The 18,504-nt window shown below is 39.1% G+C and carries 13 protein-coding genes and 8 tRNA genes; 2 read left to right on the plus strand and 19 right to left on the minus strand.

Annotated features, from left to right (window positions below):
* Window positions 1–298: 298 nt before the first annotated feature.
* The 11 genes from HT725_RS05855 to HT725_RS05905 all read right to left on the minus strand — a co-directional run bounded on the left by HT725_RS05855 (window position 299) and on the right by HT725_RS05905 (window position 15,745).
* The gene (locus tag HT725_RS05855) at window positions 299–1,225 is read right to left on the minus strand and encodes an ATP-binding cassette domain-containing protein (RefSeq protein ID WP_100104188.1); all 927 of its coding nucleotides are present in this window, start codon (window positions 1,223–1,225) and stop codon (window positions 299–301) included.
* A gap of 10 nt (window positions 1,226–1,235) precedes the next feature.
* Window positions 1,236–2,303, minus strand: a complete 1,068-nt coding sequence (locus tag HT725_RS05860; RefSeq protein ID WP_023933096.1) for an ABC transporter ATP-binding protein — start codon at window positions 2,301–2,303, stop codon at window positions 1,236–1,238.
* A gap of 8 nt (window positions 2,304–2,311) precedes the next feature.
* Window positions 2,312–3,238, minus strand: coding sequence for an oligopeptide ABC transporter permease OppC (gene oppC, locus HT725_RS05865; RefSeq protein ID WP_000103700.1), 927 nt, complete (start codon window positions 3,236–3,238; stop codon window positions 2,312–2,314).
* Window positions 3,238–4,734, minus strand: coding sequence for an ABC transporter permease (locus HT725_RS05870; protein WP_000759901.1), 1,497 nt, complete (start codon window positions 4,732–4,734; stop codon window positions 3,238–3,240). The genes oppC and HT725_RS05870 overlap by 1 nt, the downstream gene beginning before the upstream one ends.
* Before the next feature lie 66 nt (window positions 4,735–4,800).
* Window positions 4,801–6,780, minus strand: a complete 1,980-nt coding sequence (locus HT725_RS05875; RefSeq protein ID WP_173253206.1) for a peptide ABC transporter substrate-binding protein — start codon at window positions 6,778–6,780, stop codon at window positions 4,801–4,803.
* Window positions 6,781–7,471: 691 nt separating this feature from the next.
* The gene (locus HT725_RS05880; RefSeq protein ID WP_000835622.1) at window positions 7,472–8,665 is read right to left on the minus strand and encodes an O-antigen ligase; all 1,194 of its coding nucleotides are present in this window, start codon (window positions 8,663–8,665) and stop codon (window positions 7,472–7,474) included.
* Between the two features lie 137 nt (window positions 8,666–8,802).
* On the minus strand, window positions 8,803–10,245 hold the full coding sequence (gene gtfA / locus HT725_RS05885) for a sucrose phosphorylase (protein WP_173253207.1): 1,443 nt from the start codon (window positions 10,243–10,245) through the stop codon (window positions 8,803–8,805).
* Window positions 10,246–10,561: 316 nt separating this feature from the next.
* Entirely contained in the window at window positions 10,562–11,395 is an 834-nt protein-coding gene (locus HT725_RS05890; RefSeq protein WP_000806580.1) for a carbohydrate ABC transporter permease, read from the minus strand.
* A 13-nt stretch (window positions 11,396–11,408) separates the two neighbouring features.
* Window positions 11,409–12,275: a sugar ABC transporter permease gene (locus HT725_RS05895; RefSeq protein WP_000757161.1), complete on the minus strand. Its 867-nt coding sequence runs from the start codon at window positions 12,273–12,275 to the stop codon at window positions 11,409–11,411.
* A 13-nt stretch (window positions 12,276–12,288) separates the two neighbouring features.
* Window positions 12,289–13,548 carry an extracellular solute-binding protein gene (locus HT725_RS05900; RefSeq protein ID WP_173253208.1) on the minus strand — a complete coding sequence of 420 codons (1,260 nt, stop codon included), beginning with the start codon at window positions 13,546–13,548 and terminating at the stop codon, window positions 12,289–12,291.
* A gap of 34 nt (window positions 13,549–13,582) precedes the next feature.
* Entirely contained in the window at window positions 13,583–15,745 is a 2,163-nt protein-coding gene (locus tag HT725_RS05905) for an alpha-galactosidase (RefSeq protein WP_173253209.1), read from the minus strand.
* Between the two features lie 107 nt (window positions 15,746–15,852).
* Here HT725_RS05905 and HT725_RS05910 point away from each other — a divergent pair, with 107 nt between their 5' ends.
* On the plus strand, window positions 15,853–16,713 hold the full coding sequence (locus HT725_RS05910) for an AraC family transcriptional regulator (protein WP_112445783.1): 861 nt from the start codon (window positions 15,853–15,855) through the stop codon (window positions 16,711–16,713).
* Window positions 16,710–17,645: a bifunctional biotin--[acetyl-CoA-carboxylase] ligase/biotin operon repressor BirA gene (gene birA, locus HT725_RS05915; RefSeq protein ID WP_164227023.1), complete on the plus strand. Its 936-nt coding sequence runs from the start codon at window positions 16,710–16,712 to the stop codon at window positions 17,643–17,645. Before HT725_RS05910 ends, birA begins: the two co-directional genes overlap by 4 nt.
* A gap of 125 nt (window positions 17,646–17,770) precedes the next feature.
* Here the strand turns inward: birA and HT725_RS05920 are convergent.
* From HT725_RS05920 to HT725_RS05955, 8 genes are all read right to left on the minus strand, one after another.
* A tRNA-Ser gene (locus tag HT725_RS05920) sits at window positions 17,771–17,858 on the minus strand.
* A 6-nt stretch (window positions 17,859–17,864) separates the two neighbouring features.
* Window positions 17,865–17,938: transfer RNA gene (locus HT725_RS05925), tRNA-Ile, on the minus strand.
* Between the two features lie 35 nt (window positions 17,939–17,973).
* Window positions 17,974–18,044: transfer RNA gene (locus tag HT725_RS05930), tRNA-Gly, on the minus strand.
* Window positions 18,045–18,063: 19 nt separating this feature from the next.
* A tRNA-Phe gene (locus HT725_RS05935) sits at window positions 18,064–18,136 on the minus strand.
* 3 nt (window positions 18,137–18,139) lie between these two features.
* Window positions 18,140–18,213 (minus strand) — tRNA-Met (locus tag HT725_RS05940).
* A gap of 10 nt (window positions 18,214–18,223) precedes the next feature.
* Window positions 18,224–18,313: transfer RNA gene (locus tag HT725_RS05945), tRNA-Ser, on the minus strand.
* Window positions 18,314–18,323: 10 nt separating this feature from the next.
* Window positions 18,324–18,397, minus strand: a tRNA-Ile gene (locus HT725_RS05950).
* A gap of 13 nt (window positions 18,398–18,410) precedes the next feature.
* Window positions 18,411–18,484 (minus strand) — tRNA-Met (locus tag HT725_RS05955).
* Window positions 18,485–18,504: the final 20 nt, after the last annotated feature.

Raw genomic sequence — 18,504 nt, forward strand, 5'->3', positions numbered from 1 at the left:
AACAAATTGCTTGAACTGTTTGCATCCATGGTGACATGTCTACAAACACTATCTAAAGTAGCTAAAGTAAAAGTTTTGATTCATCGTTACAGCTTGTCTCTTATTCATTTCTTTTTCTGCTTTCTTTTTTGATGTTTCCTATCTTACCACCTTTTTCATTAGCTGTCAAGAATATTTCAGAATATTTTAAAATTTTTCGAAAATTCTTTCAGTACGCTTTCAAAGATTTTCAAATCAGTCCAACAAAAAAAGGTTTATAATTTCCATAAAAATTGACATGGAAATTATAAAACCATTATTAGTTTAACCCTTGTTGGTAACGTGCCAATTCGGCTTGGTTCGCCCAAACATAGTGACCTGGACGGATTTCTACCATAGATGGCTTATCAGTCTCATAATCGTGTTGACTTGGGTCGTAAACCTTCAAGACCTTCTTACGTTCCAAGATTGGATCTGGGATTGGTACCGCTGAAAGCAAGGCTTGAGTATATGGGTGAATTGGATTGTTAAACAATTCTTCTGTCTCTGCAACCTCTACAATAACACCCTTGTAAATAACTGCGATACGATCTGAAATAAAACGAACAACCGACAAGTCATGGGCGATAAAGAGATAGGTCAAGCCAAGTTCTTTTTGGAATTTTTTGAGCAAGTTCAAGACTTGGGCACGCACAGAAACGTCCAAGGCTGAAATTGGTTCATCCGCAATAACAAAGTCTGGTTGCATGACCAAGGCACGGGCAATACCGATACGTTGACGTTGACCACCTGAAAACTCATGAGGGTAACGAGTCAAATGCTCAGCAAGCAGACCCACTTCACGGATAATATTTTGAACTTTCTCTTCACGCTCTGCTTCATCCTTAAACAAATGGTGATTGTAAAGACCTTCAGAAATAATATAATCAACAGTCGCACGTTCATTCAAACTTGCCGCAGGGTCTTGGAAAATCATCTGGATACGACGAATCAATTCCGCAGCTTGTTCACGCGATTTCTTACCATTAATCTTTTGACCCTCAAAAATGATATCTCCATTACTTGTATCATTGAGACCGATGATAGCACGACCAATAGTTGTTTTCCCACTACCTGACTCACCAACAAGCGAGAACGTTTCTCCCTTGTTGATAAAGAAGTTAGCATTTTTAACCGCGACAAACTTCTTACTTCCTTCACCGAAGGAAATTTCTAAATCTTTAATTTCTACTAATTTTTCAGACATTTCCTTCCTCCTAGTCAGCCAGATGAGCAAATCCCATTTTTTCACGGATCTTATCATGGAGATTTGCAATCACAGCTGGTTTTTCTACTTTTGGAGCATCCTCATGAAGTAGCCAAGTTTTAGCCCAATGTGTCTCTGATACTGAGAATTGAGGAGCTTTTTGTTCGAAGTCAATCTGCATTGCATAGTCAGAACGCAAGGCAAAGGCATCCCCTTTCAGGTCAGTATAAAGTGACGGAGGTGTTCCTGGGATTGAGTAAAGATCCCCTTTATCATCAGCAAGCTGAGGCAAGCTAGACAAGAGACTCCATGTATATGGATGGCAAGCGTCATAGAAGACTTCCTCAACAGTTCCATACTCAACGATTTCTCCTGCATACATAACCGCTACCTTATCCGCAATACTTGCCACCACACCAAGGTCGTGGGTAATAAAGATTGTTGTGAAATGATACTCGTTTTGTAAAGATTTTAGCAAATCAATAATCTGAGCTTGAATAGTTACATCCAAGGCAGTTGTTGGCTCATCACAGATCAAGACATCAGGTCGGCAGGCAAGGGCAATCGCAATAACGATACGTTGACGCATTCCTCCAGAATATTGGAATGGGTATTCATTAAAACGTCTATCTGCGTCTGGAATGCCAACCTTATTCATGTAGTCAATGGCCAATTCTTTCGCTTCTTTAGCTGTTTTTCCTTGGTGTTTTACAATAACTTCTGTAATCTGACTACCAATTGTTTTAATGGGGTCCAAACTAGTCATTGGGTCCTGGAAGATAGTCGCAATCTTAGCACCACGAATTTGTTCCCAATCCTTGTGAGAAGATAAAGCTGTCAAGTCCTGACCACGGTAGTCAATACTACCTTGGGCAATGCGACCATTTTCTTCGAGCATACCTGTGAAGGTCTTTGTCAAAACAGATTTACCTGATCCTGACTCACCTACCAAGGCTAATACTTCTCCTTCGACTAGTTCAAGGGAAACGCCGCGAATGGCTGTCAATACTTTGTCACGAACGTCAAATTCCACGACAATATCGCGAGCAGTCAAAATTACATTTTTTTCTTTTGTCATTTCTACTCCTATCTATGTGTACGTGGATCACTAGCATCCGCTAAGTTTTGACCAACTACGAAAAGGGACAAGGATACCAAGACAAGGGTTGTCAATGGAATCCAGAACAAGTAAGCATTGGTTGTTACGTTTTGTGAATAATCCGAAATCAAACGACCCAAACTTGGCACTGTAATCGGTAATCCAAGACCGAAGAAAGACAAGAAGGCTTCGTATGAGATAAAGCTTGGAAGCATTTGAGTCATGGTTGTCACAATAACAGATACCAATTGAGGCATGATATTTTTGGCAACAATCTTCAAGGTTGGTGTTCCCAAAGTACGTGACGCCAAGTTGTATTCCAAGTCACGATAGCGCAAGATTTGCACACGGATCATGAAGGCAATACCAATCCATGTTGTTACGCTCATGGCAAAAATCAGATTCCAGAATCCAGCTCCGATTGAGTAAGTCAAGACAATAACAATCAAAAGAGGTGGGATGTTTGAGATGACGTTGTAAACTTCCATCATGACACGGTCAACTGATTTTGAAATACCCCAAATACCACCGACAAAAACACCGATAACCAAGTTAATCACTGTCGCAATCACAGAAATGAGGATGGAGTTACGAGCTCCGAACCAGACACCGTCAAAGAGCGATTTACCGTTACTGTCAGTACCGAACCAATGCTCCGCATTTGGCTTGATATAACGAACACTAAAGTCGTTTACCTTGCTGACATCATTGAAATCAAACTTAGAAAACATTGGGTAGATGAAACTTATCAAAATGATGGCTACCAAGATTCCCAACATGACTACAGTTGATTTTTTCTTCATAAATTGTTTAAACACTGATTTCCAGTAAGAATATGCTGGCGCATCAATAGTTTCAGAGGCAAAATCGTCACGTTTTACAAACTGAAATTTTTCTTTATCGATTGTAGACATTATTTGCCTCCTTTCTCAGTCAATTTAATACGTGGGTCAATAATAGTCATCCAAATATCTCCCAAAAGACGTGAGAAGATAGAAATACATGTAAAGATGAAGACAAGACCAACGACCATAGAGTTATTAGATGCTTTTACAGAGTCAATCAACATTTTACCCATACCTGGGAAGGCGAAGACTGTTTCAGTAAGGGTTGCACCACCGATAACCCCAATAATGGCAGCAGGAATTCCTGAAACCAGCGGAACCATGGCATTTTTAAAGATGTGTTTGTTTGAAATTTCTTTTTCAGACAAACCTTTTGCACGAGCGAAACGAACAAAGTCTTGAGATTGCAAGTCAATCATGTAACGACGAATCCAAATGGCTGTACCAGGAGCACCCAACAAACCAAGGATGACTGCTGGTAAAACGTAAGAACGCCAATCTCCAGCTCCCAAGATAGGGAATGAATCTGGAAGGGCAATAGATGATCCAATCAATCGAACGATGTAAACCAAGGCAATCGTTGGAAGAGCAAGCAAGAAGGTCAAAGCCCCTGTTGAGAGGCTATCAATCCAAGTGTTCTTGAAACGAGCCATGGCTGAACCAAGTGGCACGGCAAGAGCATAGGCAAGAACCAAACCAATCAAACCAGTAATAGCAGAGCTGACAATCATAGATGGATATTGGTAATTACTTTCAGTCGCTGTATAAGGATCATCTTTCCCATAGCTAGCTACTTCACGAGAGTCAGCCTGACTAGGTGACTTGTAGGTTCTTGAGTAAATATTTACAGAAGACGTTTTCTTACCTGTTGGGAACTGAACTTGGGCAGTTTTGGTTTGTCCTTGACCTTGAGTAATAACCTGAAGAACTGGTGTATTAGCATAGGTTGGGTAAGAGTCACCTAAATTCAAGTTCACAAAGTTTTGATGAACAAATGGGAACTGACTGTTAAAGTACAAGAGATATTTATGTTTAGTTCCTGAACCGACCAATGACCATCCGATAGCTGGATCATTTTCAAAACGAAGGTAGCGTTTCAAGTCTGGATTTTCAGGGTCTTGGATTTTATTTGTATGGTCAATGTCAATCAAGTTAGCATAGAAGTGAAAAACACGTTCAAAAATTGGAATTTCACGAGTAGCATAGAATTGACCACTTTCAGTAAATTCTCCCAAAGTCCAACCATGACCTAATTGATTGATGTACTTTTCATAAATAGCTTTATTGGTCGCATTTGCTTCTACTGTTACAGAAGAATCCATGCTACTTGCCTTTTCTTGCAACTCTTTAGTATCGTAATACTCAATGTAGCCCATACGCTCAAACACAGTATTTTCATAGTTATCACGTTTATCAGCCGTTGTCGCAATTTTATTATAGTTAGGATCCTGCTTGAAAATCAATTTTCGAGGAACCAAGGTATAGATAATCGTGTAGGTCAAAGTCGTTACTAAGAAAATCGAAACCAATGACCGCAAAACACGCATAAAAATATATTTTTTCATATTATTTCCTTTAAAAATCCCAAAAGAACCTTCTCCTCATGGAGAGAAAGTTCTATTAGAAATTATTTACTTCACATGACTTGCCAATTCTTTTTGAGCTTTCTCATTTGATTCAGCTTTTTCTTTCAACCATTTTTCACGAGCTTTTTCATACTCTTCCTTAGTCACCGCTTTATCTTGTAATTTCAAATATTTGAAGTAAACATCTGACCCCTTAGAGCCTGTTTGCGCAGAAGCTCCAGTAAATGGAACAATTCGTGAAAGCACTGGTGCTGCACCAGAAGAAGCCATAGCAGGAATAAAGAGTGAACTATCTGTCAACCATGCTTGAGCCGCTGCATATTTTTCATAACGGACATTCAAGTCGCTTGTCTCTTTGGCAGCTTCATCAACTAATTTATCGTATTCTTTCAAACCAACTTGAACTACTGAAGGGCTATTTGGATTATCAAATCCTAAATATATTTTTGTAGTTTCACTGCTAGTTGTTTTTAAAATATCCAGGTAAGTAGATGGGTCTTGATAGTCTGGCCCCCATGAAACTCCTCCTGATACATCCCAATCCTCAGATGAAGCATTGGCAGCATAGTAAGTAATATTAAGGAATTCATCACTTGTCATTTGTTGAATATCAACAACGACATTTTCAACACCAAGAACTGTTTCTACAGATTGTTTAAAGGACTGAATACGAGATATATAGTTTTTTGATGCTTGGTCTACTGGAACGTCCAGATGAATAGGAAACTGAACGCCGTCTGCTTCTAAAGCTTTCTTAGCTTTCGCAAACTCTGCCTTGGCCTTGTCAGCATTGAATAAACCATCCTGCCCATCAGCTAAATTCACACCTTTCCACTCATCACCATAAGCAGGAAGTTGAGCAGCGACTAAATCACCAAAGGTCTTCTCACCAGCTGAAACAAAGTCTGGTTTTACAAATAAATTACGAACTGCTAAAGCTGCTCCATCTTTACCATTGATTTGAGCTGAGTAAGCTGAGCGATCAAGAGCAAAATTCAAGGCTTGACGGAAATCTTTGTTAAGCAATGCCTTCTTAGTAGCTACTTTCTCTGAATCTGTAGTTTTAGAAGTATAGTTGTAACTTTGGCGATCAATATTCACACCCAGACCAGCAATCCCAGAGCCTGATTGTGTGTAATAGATATTGTCCTTGTATTCTTCTGCAACCTTAGAATAGTTGGAGCTGGTAGGGTAAAGACGGGCATAACTATAAGCTCCACTAGTGAAGTTACGCTCTAGCGACTCCTGATCTGATCCATCATAGTAAGCTAGATTGATAGTATCTAGGTGGACATTTTCTTTATCCCAATATTGCTCATTTTTTACAAACTCTACAGAAGATTTTGCAGTCAACCCTTTCAACAAGAATGGACCATTATAAAGCAAGGATGTCGGATCTGTTGGTTTAGCAAAATCGCTTCCTTTTGATGTTTCGAATTCTTCATTCAGAGGCCAGAAAATAGAATAGGTCAACTTAGAGTTCCAGAACGGTTCAGGCTGGTTCAAAGTGTATTGTAACGTATAATCATCAACCGCCTTGACACCAACTGTTGAAAAATCTGTTGAAGTTCCTGATAGATAATCTGCCAAGCCTTTAACCGAATTTTCAGCTAAATACATAGCTTCTGATTTTTTATCTGCTGCGTGTTTTAAACCGTTCACGAAATCTTTAGCCGTCACCTCTGCATATTCTTCTCCATCAGAGGTAAACCATTTAACCCCTTTACGAATCTTATAAGTGTAGGTCAAACCATCCTTAGAGACTTCCCAATCCTCTGCAACTGCAGGAGCAAGATTACCGTAATTATCGTTAGTGAATAAACCATCAATCCCATTTGAAGTCACTACTGTTGTACTATTTTTACTTGAAATCAGGTAGTCCAAGGTTTCTGGGTCTGCTGTATAAACATAGCCATAAGCTTTAGGGGCTGATGAATCAGATGATTTTGAAGAACTGCATGCTGCAAGTACACCTGCTGCTAATAAAACAAGACCTGCTGTAGCAAATACACGATTTTTTTTCATTTTCTACTCCTCTGTTTATGTGAATTATAGATTGACAACCATTATATCACATTATCCATTAAAAATCAAACAAATTTTCAGAATATTTAGGCTTGTTGGCACAAATTTTTCATTTTTTTTTGAATATATGATTCAAATTGTCGTTCGAAGTGTCAAAGACTACAGTGAAAATAGGAAATTTGACGCAGAAACTTTGGAGTTTAGGAAGACATACAGTAAAATGAAATACGGACGGAACAATGTGATTTTGGAATTCAAATTAAATTATAACAATATTGTAGAAGTATCATTCTAGTATTCAAGATTCAGTTTACTATGTCTTTTCACACCAACCTTATTCCGAATTCAATTACTTTTGTGATTTACATATATAGATTAAGACTATCTTTTATACTTTAAAATTTCTCGCTACCTTATCCACTATATGCTCCTCGCTATCACGTTTCTATTCATATCATAGCCTACGATTTCACTATTGCTTTCTCTGACAATTCTTATTTCCTGCGTCAGACTTAAAACGATCTATCCCCAGACCATTTTAATCCGCTACCTCACGATAGTCAGGCTTGGGGAGCGCTATTGTATTCACCGGTAGTGGATCCCTACAGAGGACTTACACCTCAGATGCACGACATGCCCATCGTATAAAAAAATCTCCTACCCAAGGTAGAAGATTTCAAACTTATAAAACTTAATCCGTCATGTCCGATACCAACATTCGATGCTCCAATGGAATACTGCACATAACTAGCAAGAAAATAAAGCCTGACTGAATCCAGAAGAGAGCCAAGTCAAAAATTCCGTGCACAGCAACCACTGTAAGGAAAGATAGATAAAGGCCGATAATCGGACGTTTCCCCGACTCCTGACTCATATCCATCATCAAGCGAACAGGAGCAACAGAAGACAGAACTAATAAAATGGTACCCACAATTCCGTAACTCAGAATCGTATCAATATAAAGACTGTGGGCATGTTCATGGTAAGGAGCATGTATCCGAGGATAAGAGTGCATATAGGTCAATGGCCCTTCACCCCAAAAAGGATTTTGCTTAAACAAGGCCATCCCAGCATCCCAGATAGAAATGCGTTCTTCCATAGAAGAGTCTAAAGTACCCATTCGAACTCCTAAATCACTAGAAAAGAGGAAACTCAAACCAATCGCAAAGACCCCAATACTAAGCCAAAAGGCCTTCCAGTTTTTAATAGTCGTAAAGAGATAGATAATTGCTCCAGCGATAATAGCAGGAAAGGCAGTTCGATTTTGAGTAAAGTTCAAACCAAAGAGATTAACAAAGCCTGCAATCACACAGAATACTTTCAACCAATTCAACTTGGTCGTTGTAAACAGATAGAAAGCAATCATAATACAGAAACAACAAATAATTCCATAATAATTAGGATTAAAGAAGGTCACTTCTGCCCGGTTCTGATGCCACACCTGCATATTGGGTGAAAGAAAAGCATAGTTAAATTTCTTCACAATTTGGAAATGTTCTAAACTGGCAAAAGCAGCTGACAAGACACTACCAAACAAGACGAACTGCAAAATCAATCGAAAGAATTTATGGGATAAAATCGACTGATAGTGCAAAAAGAAAATAGTAAATAGAAACATTCCTACTGAAGCCACAAGACCCATCCAATTTTGTGCAAGAATGGATATAACAGTACTATAGCTAAGAAAAAGAAGCAGCATCGGATGCTCCCCCATTTTCTGAAGAATACTTTTCATGTCTCCTGTAAAAATCAAACTGATAATATATAAACAGAGTACAACTACAAAAAGATAAAAGGGTAAAAAGATACTTAGGATAATTCCCAATAAAATCAGCTCTTTACTAGACAACCCCTTCAGCTTTTCAATAAAGCCTATTGATTTCAAAATGAATCCTTTCTCTCCAAATCAGCTGATTCAGATAATAGTAAGCTATCCTATATTGTACCACTTTTTTAGCAATTTGAAAACAAAGGAAACGTTTTCCAAAATAAAAACCCTATTTTATCCACCATATCAAGGCTTCAAAATGTTACTTCAACTCCATTCTCAATTACCCGATAAGTCTGATTTTGCAAATCAATTTCTGCTACTGCTGTTACGGACTTATCTTTATTTTGACGTTTGATTACAATGCTGTGAGCTGTTGGTGTCTCTATCTCAGTAGTCCCTTCTAGATCAAAGGCTTCTGAACGGTTACGGAAAGAAAATAGATTGAGAAGGGCCTTCACAACAGGTCGTTGCACCTCTTTTGCTATTTCCTCGTTGCTATAGTAATGACGATTAATATTTCGACCTTCTTTAGTTTCTTCTAATAATTTCAAGTCATTCTTGCCTGCTAATAGACCCACATAGTAAACCTGAGGAATACCTGGGGCAAAAGCTTGAATTAGACGAGCGAGAAAATACTTGACATCATCATCTCCAAGCGCTGAATAGTAGGTTGAATTGATTTGGTAGATATCTAAGTTGTTATACTCGGCACTAGAGTACTTACGTTTGACATTGGCTCCAACCTTATAGAGTTCATTTGAAGCATAGTCAATCTCCTCATCGGTCAGGATATCCTTGACATCTACTACTCCAATCCCATCATGGGTATCTAGCGTCGTAAATTGCTTCATCGGGCTCATCTTTAACCACTTAGCCAAACGCTCTGTTCTGGAACTGTAAAGAGTATAAAGTGTCACCATTGGAAGAGCAAAATCATAAACATAGTAATCATGGTCTGCTATTTTAAACTGAATCGAATAGTGTTCATGAATCTCAGGTAAAAGCTCTGTCCCATACTCAGCAGCGATATCTCGAACTTTGTCCAATAAATCCCAAATATCTGGTTCCACAAAGAAATCATTAGTATCCAATTTCTTCACTGCATAAGCAAAGGCATCTAGACGAATCAAATCACACCCATTACTTGCCAAGTGCTGAATGGTCTTACGGATAAATTCCATAGTTACTTCTTTGGTCACATCAAGATCAATCTGCTCCTCACCAAAGGTATTCCACAAATGTTCCACTGAACCATCTTCAAACACAATCTCTTGCTTTAGTGCACGATCCTTACGCTTGTAAATTAAATCTACATCAGACTGTGTCGGACGGTTTTCTGGCCAAAACTTATCCCAGTTTAAAAAGAGAGCTTTAAATTCACTGGCTTCATGTTTTTCTTGATAGTCCTTATAATACTTGGATTGACGAGAAATATGATTAATCATAAAATCAAACATAAGATAATATCTCTCACCTAAACGCTTAACATCCTCCCAATCACCAAAAGCTGAGTCCACTTCGTCGTAGTCAACTGGCGCAAATCCACGATCACCTGTTGATGGGAAAAATGGTAAAAGGTGAACTCCTCCAATAGCATCTCCAAAATGCTCTTCCAAATTATCATATAAGTCTTTAAGATTATTTCCAAGGCTATCAGAATAGGTAATCAACATGGTTTTATTTTGAATTGGCATCATTACTCTCCTTTTTCTAATTGAAGCCAAGTCTCATATGATCTGGCTTCATAAATAAAATTCATTTTAAATCTCTATTTATCATCAAACTCGTACTAATATAGACTGTGATAAACAAAGTACTACTTTCTTGTTTTCTACATAGAATTATCAACAAGCTGAACTCTTCCTCTGTGTCAAAGACTATAGATTCCATGAGCTCTTCTTATACTCTTCGAAAATCTCTTCAAACCACGTCAGCTTCACCTTGCCGTAGGTATGGTTACTGACTTCGTCAGTTTCATCCACAACCTCAAAACNNGATTTTCATTGAGTATTACTTCACTGCCCCGTTGCTCATTCCTGAAATGATATGGCGTTGGAAGAAGAGATAGACAATGGTGATACTGATAATGCCGACCACGTAAGAGGCAAAGCTTGGTCCGTAGTCGTTGAAATATTGGCCTGCGTAGTTGTATTGGAACAAAGGCAGAGTCCACATTTTGGAATCCCGGTTCAAGACAAGGAGTGGCAACATGAAGTCATTCCAGAACCAAAGGGCATTGATGATCATGGTTGTCGCATGCATCGGTTTCATCATTGGGAAGATGATGCGGAAATAGGTTGTAAATTGATTAGCCCCATCGATCTCTGCTGCTTCATCCAGACTTTCTGGGATCGAGATTTTGATATAGCCAACATAGAGAAAGAGGGTCTGTGGAATCGCATAGGTCAAGTAGAGCAAGATCAAACCAAAGGTATTAGCCAAACCGAGTTTACTCATCATAACCGTAATCGGAATCATGATGACTTGGAAAGGTACGAAGATTCCGAGGATTAAGAGGGTATACATGATGGTAAAGGCTTTTCTTTTACTCATATTGCGAGCGATGGAGTAGGCTGCCATAGGAATAAAGATCATTACTGCAAGTAAAGACAAGACAGTGATGACGACAGAGTTCCAATAATAGCCTCCAATCCCATCAGCTAAGAGACGGCTAAAGTTGTCCCATGTGAAGTTGGTTGGAAATCCAAAGAAATTATCTACAATATCCTTAGTGGGTTTGAAGGAACTAAAGAGGGTAGCAAGGAGCGGCACTAAAATCAGAACCGTTCCTAGAATCAATAGAGTGTATTTGCCAATCAGGGCTTTTCTTTCATCTTGTTTCATCATGCTTCTCCTCTTAAATTTCAAATTTCTTAGATACTCTCAATTGGATGATCGAAATCACTACAATTAAGAAGAACAAGATTACGGCAATGGCATTGGCATAACCGAATTGGTTGTTTTTAAAGGCATAGTTATAAACCAAGAGCCCAAGTGAGGTTGTGGCATTGTTTGGACCACCACCGGTCATGGCAAAGACTTGGTCAAAGGCAGTCAGCCCACCTTTTAGGGCTAGGATAAAGACCATAGAGACACTTGGTAGCAAGTAAGGCAATTCAATGTTCCAGAAAACTTGCTTGCTAGTCGCACCATCAATCCTTGCTGCCTCTGTAATCTCAGTTGGAATAGATTGCAAACCAGCTAGGAAGATGATGATGGGCATAGCCACCCCTTGCCAAAGAAGGACAAAGACAGCCGCAAAGATTGCTCCCCACTTAGTCCCTAAAAGACTGGTTTGGAGAAATTCAATATGAAGGGCATTCCCAATCGCTGGAAGACCGTAGTTGAAGACTTGCTTGAAGATCAAAGCCACTGTCAAACCAGATAAAACAGCTGGGAAGAAGAACCAAGCACGGAAGAAGGTTTGGCCTTTGATTTTAGAATTCAAGACACGCGCAATGAAGATCCCGAGTGCAATCTCACCAACCACCATGGCAATCGTAATGATTGCGGTAAAGCCAATCGCATTCATGAATTTTGGATCCATGAAGAGGAGCTTAAAGTTGTTTAAGCCGACAAATTTGTAGTTGTAAGTCAATCCTGTCCAGTTGGTAAAACTGTAAAAGGCTCCTTGAAACATCGGCACATAGAAGAAAATTGCTTGTAACAAGAGGGGGATGACCACAAAAGCCCATGCCCAATATTTTTGTAATACTTTTTTCATAGTCTCTCTACTCCTAATCCACATCCGCTTTCATCGGGTTAAAGAAGGCATTCAAATCATTGACCATGCCTTGTTTATCACCGGTCAAGACATAGTTCATGGTCAAGGTATGGAAGTCTGCTTCACTGGTCCAGTATTGTTGCAACCAGACCAAGTGACGATCCGTAAAGGCATATTCGGTCATACCAGCAAGCGGTGAATCTTCTCCTGCTTGTTTGACCCCTTCGATCGCTGTTGGAGATCCGTCCACATCGTAGTATTTTTGCATGACTTCTGGACGGGTCATATATTCCACAAAGGCATTGGCTTCTTTTGGATGTTCGGTGGTGGCTGAGATAGACCATGCCAAGTCTCCCGCACCAACGGTTAAGCTTTGTCCTTTTTCTTTTCCTGGAATCATGAAGGTCCCAATCTTAAAGTTCGGTTTTTGTTCATTAATCGCTGTGATCGCCCAAGACCCATTTGGTGTCATGAGGACATCCCCACGTGCGAAGGCTCCGATAACATCGGTATAGCCAGCACCTTCCCAGTTCTTTTGCTTAGAGCCATTGATGCGAAGGATGTCCATGACCTTGATATCATCTTTCATAATCGGATCCGACAATTTAATGGCATTTGGTTGAGAATAACGAAGGTATTGATTTGCTTCTTTTCCTCCACCTGTTGCTGTCGCAAAGGCTAATTGATTGTAACCATTGAGTGTCCAAGCATCTGCACCTGCAATTCCAAATGGTGTTTGTCCTTTAGCAACGATATCTTTGACTAACTGTTCAAATTCATCCCAGGTTTCAGGAACCTTCAAGCCCAGTTCTTCGAATTTATCTTTGTTGTAGTAAATTCCATAAGCATTAGCTGTAAAAGGAACGTTGTAAACTTTTTCGTTTACAGCATATTTTTCAGCGTAGCCATTTTTCACGCGTTTCAGGTAGTCTTTGTTGCTCAAATCTTCAAAGACACCTGCTTTTGCCCATTCTTGCAGTTCGATGGACTGTGGGTAAATATTGACCACATCAGGCACATCTCCTGCGAGAACGCGTGTCTTCAATACTTCACCAGCATTTGGTACATTGACGACTTTGACCTTGATCTTAGGGTTTTCCTTCTCAAAATCACGAGTGATTTCTTCCAAGGTTTTGGTCATTTCTTTTTTCTGGTTGAAATACTCGATGGTCACTGTGCCATCCGCAGATTTACCATAGTTGGAGCAAGCGCCGAGCCCAAACAAAGCTAAACCTGTAATTGCAAGAAGTCCGATTTTTTTATACCATTTCATTGGAAAGCCTCCTTTATAAATTTATACACCTTTATTATAGTCTTCTAAAAATATACTGTCTACTCAAAAAATCTCCTTGGGATAAGATAACAGTTAAGCCTGCATACATGAGTTCTGCACCTGAGTAAACTTCGCCATTTTCCTGTAATTCATATAGTCCCTCTTCATCCAAATCTTTTAATTTTAAAGTTGTTTCCATGGCCTCTACAACTGACAAAACGCGAACGTAGGTTACAATCGTTTGATTGCCGTAATTAAATTGTACAGCTGCTTCATTGGATTCAGTATCAGGGTTAATGAGTCTATACTGTTGTCCTAACTGAACTACTGGTCGTAATTCTTTATACAAGTTCACCTGATTAGCAATCTCAGCTTTCTCTTCATCTGATAAACTTGTCAAATCAAGCTCATATCCCAAATTTCCCATCATTGCTACATGACCGCGTGTTTCTAATGGTGTCATTCGTCCCATCTGATGATTCGGTACTGCTGACACATGAGCCCCCATAGAAATGGTTGGATAGAGATAGGATGAGCCGTATTGAATTGGTAAACGTGCAATCGCATCAGTATTATCACTTGCCCAGACTTGTGGGAAATAGCGTATCATACCCAGATCATTTCGTCCACCACCACCAGAGCAGGACTCAAAGAGAATATGGCTGTGCTTCTCTGTCAGATAAGAAACGAGTTCATAAAGCCCCAGCATGTACTGATGAGATTGCATCTGTGTCTCTAGATAAGTTAATCCATTCCCTAGCTTAGTGATATTGCGGTTCATATCCCATTTAATGTAATCAATATCATGATAAAATAGGAGTTGATCTAAGACACTTTTCAAGTATTCTACTACCTGAGGATTGGCAAGATTAAGTACTAATTGATTCCGAGAATAAGTATGCTCATAGCCAGGAACCTGAATAGCCCAGTCAGGATGTTGACGATACAAATCACTATCTACAGAAATCATTTCGGGTTCTAACCAAAGTCCAAACTGCAAACCTCTTTCATGGATAGCTGAAATCAGACTTTCTAGACTTCCACCCAGTTTTTCCTCATTAACAACCCAATCACCTAAAGCACGATTATCATCAAAACGATTGCCAAACCAACCATCATCTAATACAAAAAGTTCAATGCCAACTTTCTTAGCTTCATCTGCTAACTCTAACAGTTTTTCTCTCTGAAAGTCAAAGTAAGTAGCTTCCCAGTTATTGATTAGAATTGGACGTTCTTTTTTAGAAAATTCACTTAGCATAATGTGCTTCAGTACAAAATTCTGACTTTCATGACTAATACCAGTTAATCCCTGATCTGAATGAGTCACTAAAGCTACCGGTGTTTCAAAGTATTCCTCAGGAGCTAACTTCCAAGAAAAGTTTTCTGGATTAATGCCAATAGCCACCCGAACTTCATTCAATTGATTTTTTTGAACAAAAGCTTCAAAGTTGCCACTATACATTAGTTGAATAGCAAACACATTCCCAGCATCCTCTGTGACTCCTTGTTCGCATAGTAGAAGAGCTGGTGTTTGAGCATGACCAGAAGCACCTCGGTTTGAACTAATCGAAAAGATTCCTTGTTCTACCTGTTGACGTCTAACAGTCTTTTCACGAGCATAAGCACCCTGCAGAGTTACTATTTCGTAATCTGCAGCTGGAAAATCAGCCATAAAAGAAAAATCTTTATGGATGACAACTTCCTGATTACTATTATTATCTAATTTACTGTAGCTAGCAATAGTCGCATCATTATTAAAAGTAGTATAATACAAAGTCAGACTAAGTTGAGCCTTAGAATCTTCTAACATTAAGACAAGAGTCTCTGTATCGTCCATGCTATGTGGGGAAGGTAAACCCTGTGGACCATTTTGACCTTTTAAAATCTTTGCTTCTATAAAACGAAAATCTGTTACCTCAGTTGCATCGTGCTGAACCTGTATAGTTGGTTTCCTAAAATCTCCTAAGCCATGTTGCCCAAAAATCTGTCGCTGAGTATCTAAACTAAAGGTTCGATTATGAGCCGTTGGATTTCCTGAAAAGGCATGGTCTCGTTCATAAACACTATTGGAACCTTTATAGTTCTTAATAGTCTTTCCTAAATGTTTCAAAAGTAAGTACCCATTTCGATTTTCAATAATCAAACTTAAATTTTTACTCTCAACATAAAATAGATTATTCTCTATCCTAACTCCCATTTACTTCACCTCATCACTTTAATGATTCTATTTTATCATCTGAAATCGCTTTCCAAAATAGAAAAATGTCTCAAGAATATGGTAAAATGTTAGGTAGGAGGTAGCACATGTTAGTTTTTTCAGAATACCAGACTGGAACAATCGACCTTTCCCTAAGCTTTTATGGATATGAGGAATGCACACCTAATTACTCTTTTGGTCCAGCCATTCGTGATACATACGTTCTACATTACATTAGTAAAGGACAAGGAAAATTTCATTACAATGGTAAAATTGTTGATTTAAAAGAAGGAGATTTCTTTCTATTAAAACCAGATGAATTAACCTTTTATCAAGCAGATAGTAAAGAGCCTTGGGCCTACTACTGGTTAGGAATCACTGGAGGGAAAGCTCCTGATTATTTTGCTCTTTCTCAAATTTCTAATCAATCCTATCTCATCCAATCTGAAACTTGTCATACCCAGACTACTGCAAGACTCATCTCAGACATTGTCCGCTTCGCTCAGATTACCAAATCAAATGAATTAGCTCAACTCCATATCATGGGACAACTCCATGAACTGATGTTTCATCTGGGAACTATTGCTCCCAATCAGAAAAAAAAGAATATTTCATCAACCCACCAACTCTATCTTGAATGCAAACGATTAATTGATAGCCACTATCCTCAATCACTTACAATTCAAGATTTAGCAAAAGAACTATCCGTTCACAGAAGCTACTTATCAAGTGTATTCAAAGAATTTAACACCTTATCACCCAAAGAATACCTACTTTACGTTCGAATGCACCGAGCTAAACAACTTCTCGAAAATACCCAAGAGTCTATCAAGGTAATTGCATACTCGGTAGGTTTTTCAGATCCACTACATTTTTCGAAAGCTTATAAACAATACTTTAATCAGACTCCAAGTCAAACAAGAAAAGAATATTCTCAACACCAACTAGTGAGAAAGGAAACACTATGAAATCCTACCAAGCCGTCTACCAAATTCTAGCTAAAGAAACCGATTATATCAGCGGAGAAAAAATTGCAGAAGAACTATCACTGACCCGAACATCAATTTGGAAAGCCATCAAGCGGCTAGAACAAGAAGGCATTGAAATTGATAGTATCAAAAACAAAGGCTATAAATTGATGAATGGAGACCTTATTCTTCCAGAACTTCTAGAAGAAAATCTTCCAATTAAAGTCAGCTTTAAACCCGAAACAAAATCAACACAACTAGATGCAAAAGAAGCAATTGATTTAGGCCATGAAGCAAATACCCTATATCTAGCTTCCTATCAAACAGCAGGCCGAGGCCGTTTTCAACGTTCCTTCTACTCACCACAAGGTGGCATTTATATGACACTCCATCTCAAACCAAATCTCCCCTATGACAAATTACCATCCTACACACTACTTGTAGCTGGAGCTATCTACAAAGCCATTAAGAACCTAACTTTAATAGATATCGACATAAAATGGGTCAATGATATCTATCTAAACAATCATAAAATTGGAGGAATTCTCACTGAAGCAATGACATCTGTAGAAACAGGCTTAGTCACAGATATCATTATTGGAGTAGGAATCAACTTTACTATTAAAGACTTCCCACAAGAATTAAAAGAAAAAGCTTCTAGCTTATTTAAAACTACAGCTCTAATAACAAGAAATGAATTAATTATCGAAATATGGCGTGCTTTCTTCGAAACACCAGCAGAAGAGCTATTATACCTATATAAAAAACAGTCATTCGTTCTTGGAAAAGAAGTCACTTTCACACTAGAGCAAAAAGACTACAAGGGACTTGCTAAAGACATCTCTGAAAGTGGAAAACTTTTGGTGCAATGTGATAACGGAAAAGAAATCTGGCTCAATAGCGGAGAAATTTCACTCAAGAGTTGGAAGTGAAATAACACAATTATAATATAAACGATATAAAAATAACTTCAGATTAGTAATTCAATTAAGTTTTACAGATCTGAAGTTTTATTGTCTCTAAAAATAAAAAAGAGAGTTACAAACTCTCATTAAAACGGAGAATAAGGGATTCGAACCCTTGCGCCAGTTACCCGACCTAACGATTTAGCAAACCGTCCTCTTCAGCCTCTTGAGTAATTCTCCAATTAATGGGCACGAGTGGACTCGAACCACCGACCTCACGCTTATCAGGCGTGCGCTCTAACCACCTGAGCTACGCGCCCAAGTTAAAAAACTTGGTAATTTGAACAAAGTTCAAAGCGGGTGACGAGAATCGAACTCGCGACAACAGCTTGGAAGGCTGTAGTTTTACCACTAAACTACACCCGCATAAATACTATCAATTAAATGGCGCGAGACGGAATCGAACCGCCGACACATGGAGCTTCAATCCATTGCTCTACCAACTGAGCTACCGAGCCTTATTGCGGGAGCAGGATTTGAACCTACGACCTTCGGGTTATGAGCCCGACGAGCTACCGAGCTGCTCCATCCCGCGTTAATATAAAAGGAGGATGTGGGATTCGAACCCACGCACGCTTTTACACGCCTGACGGTTTTCAAGACCGTTCCCTTCAGCCGGACTTGGGTAATCCTCCAATATTCAAATGGACCTTGTAGGACTTGAACCTACGACCACTCGGTTATGAGCCGAGAGCTCTAACCAGCTGAGCTAAAGGTCCGACAAGATCATTATAGCGGCGAAGGGGATCGAACCCCCGACCTCCCGGGTATGAACCGGACGCTCTAGCCAGCTGAGCTACACCGCCATGTATCGGGAAGACAGGAT

The sequence above is a fragment of the Streptococcus sp. 2579 genome (assembly GCF_013277195.1).
Taxonomy (GTDB): domain Bacteria; phylum Bacillota; class Bacilli; order Lactobacillales; family Streptococcaceae; genus Streptococcus.

Bases quoted from the DNA above. Each gene is read 5' to 3' on its own strand.
- HT725_RS05890 (WP_000806580.1), bottom strand. From the start codon at position 11,395: ATGAAACAAGATGAAAGAAAAGCCCTGATTGGCAAATACACTCTATTG.
- HT725_RS05905 (WP_173253209.1), bottom strand. From the start codon at position 15,745: ATGGGAGTTAGGATAGAGAATAATCTATTTTATGTTGAGAGTAAAAAT.
- HT725_RS05870 (WP_000759901.1), bottom strand. From the start codon at position 4,734: ATGAAAAAATATATTTTTATGCGTGTTTTGCGGTCATTGGTTTCGATT.
- HT725_RS05875 (WP_173253206.1), bottom strand. From the start codon at position 6,780: ATGAAAAAAAATCGTGTATTTGCTACAGCAGGTCTTGTTTTATTAGCA.
- gtfA (WP_173253207.1), bottom strand. From the start codon at position 10,245: ATGCCAATTCAAAATAAAACCATGTTGATTACCTATTCTGATAGCCTT.
- HT725_RS05895 (WP_000757161.1), bottom strand. From the start codon at position 12,275: ATGAAAAAAGTATTACAAAAATATTGGGCATGGGCTTTTGTGGTCATC.
- oppC (WP_000103700.1), bottom strand. From the start codon at position 3,238: ATGTCTACAATCGATAAAGAAAAATTTCAGTTTGTAAAACGTGACGAT.
- HT725_RS05900 (WP_173253208.1), bottom strand. From the start codon at position 13,548: ATGAAATGGTATAAAAAAATCGGACTTCTTGCAATTACAGGTTTAGCT.
- birA (WP_164227023.1), top strand. From the start codon at position 16,710: ATGAAATCCTACCAAGCCGTCTACCAAATTCTAGCTAAAGAAACCGAT.
- HT725_RS05860 (WP_023933096.1), bottom strand. From the start codon at position 2,303: ATGACAAAAGAAAAAAATGTAATTTTGACTGCTCGCGATATTGTCGTG.
- HT725_RS05855 (WP_100104188.1), bottom strand. From the start codon at position 1,225: ATGTCTGAAAAATTAGTAGAAATTAAAGATTTAGAAATTTCCTTCGGT.
- HT725_RS05910 (WP_112445783.1), top strand. From the start codon at position 15,853: ATGTTAGTTTTTTCAGAATACCAGACTGGAACAATCGACCTTTCCCTA.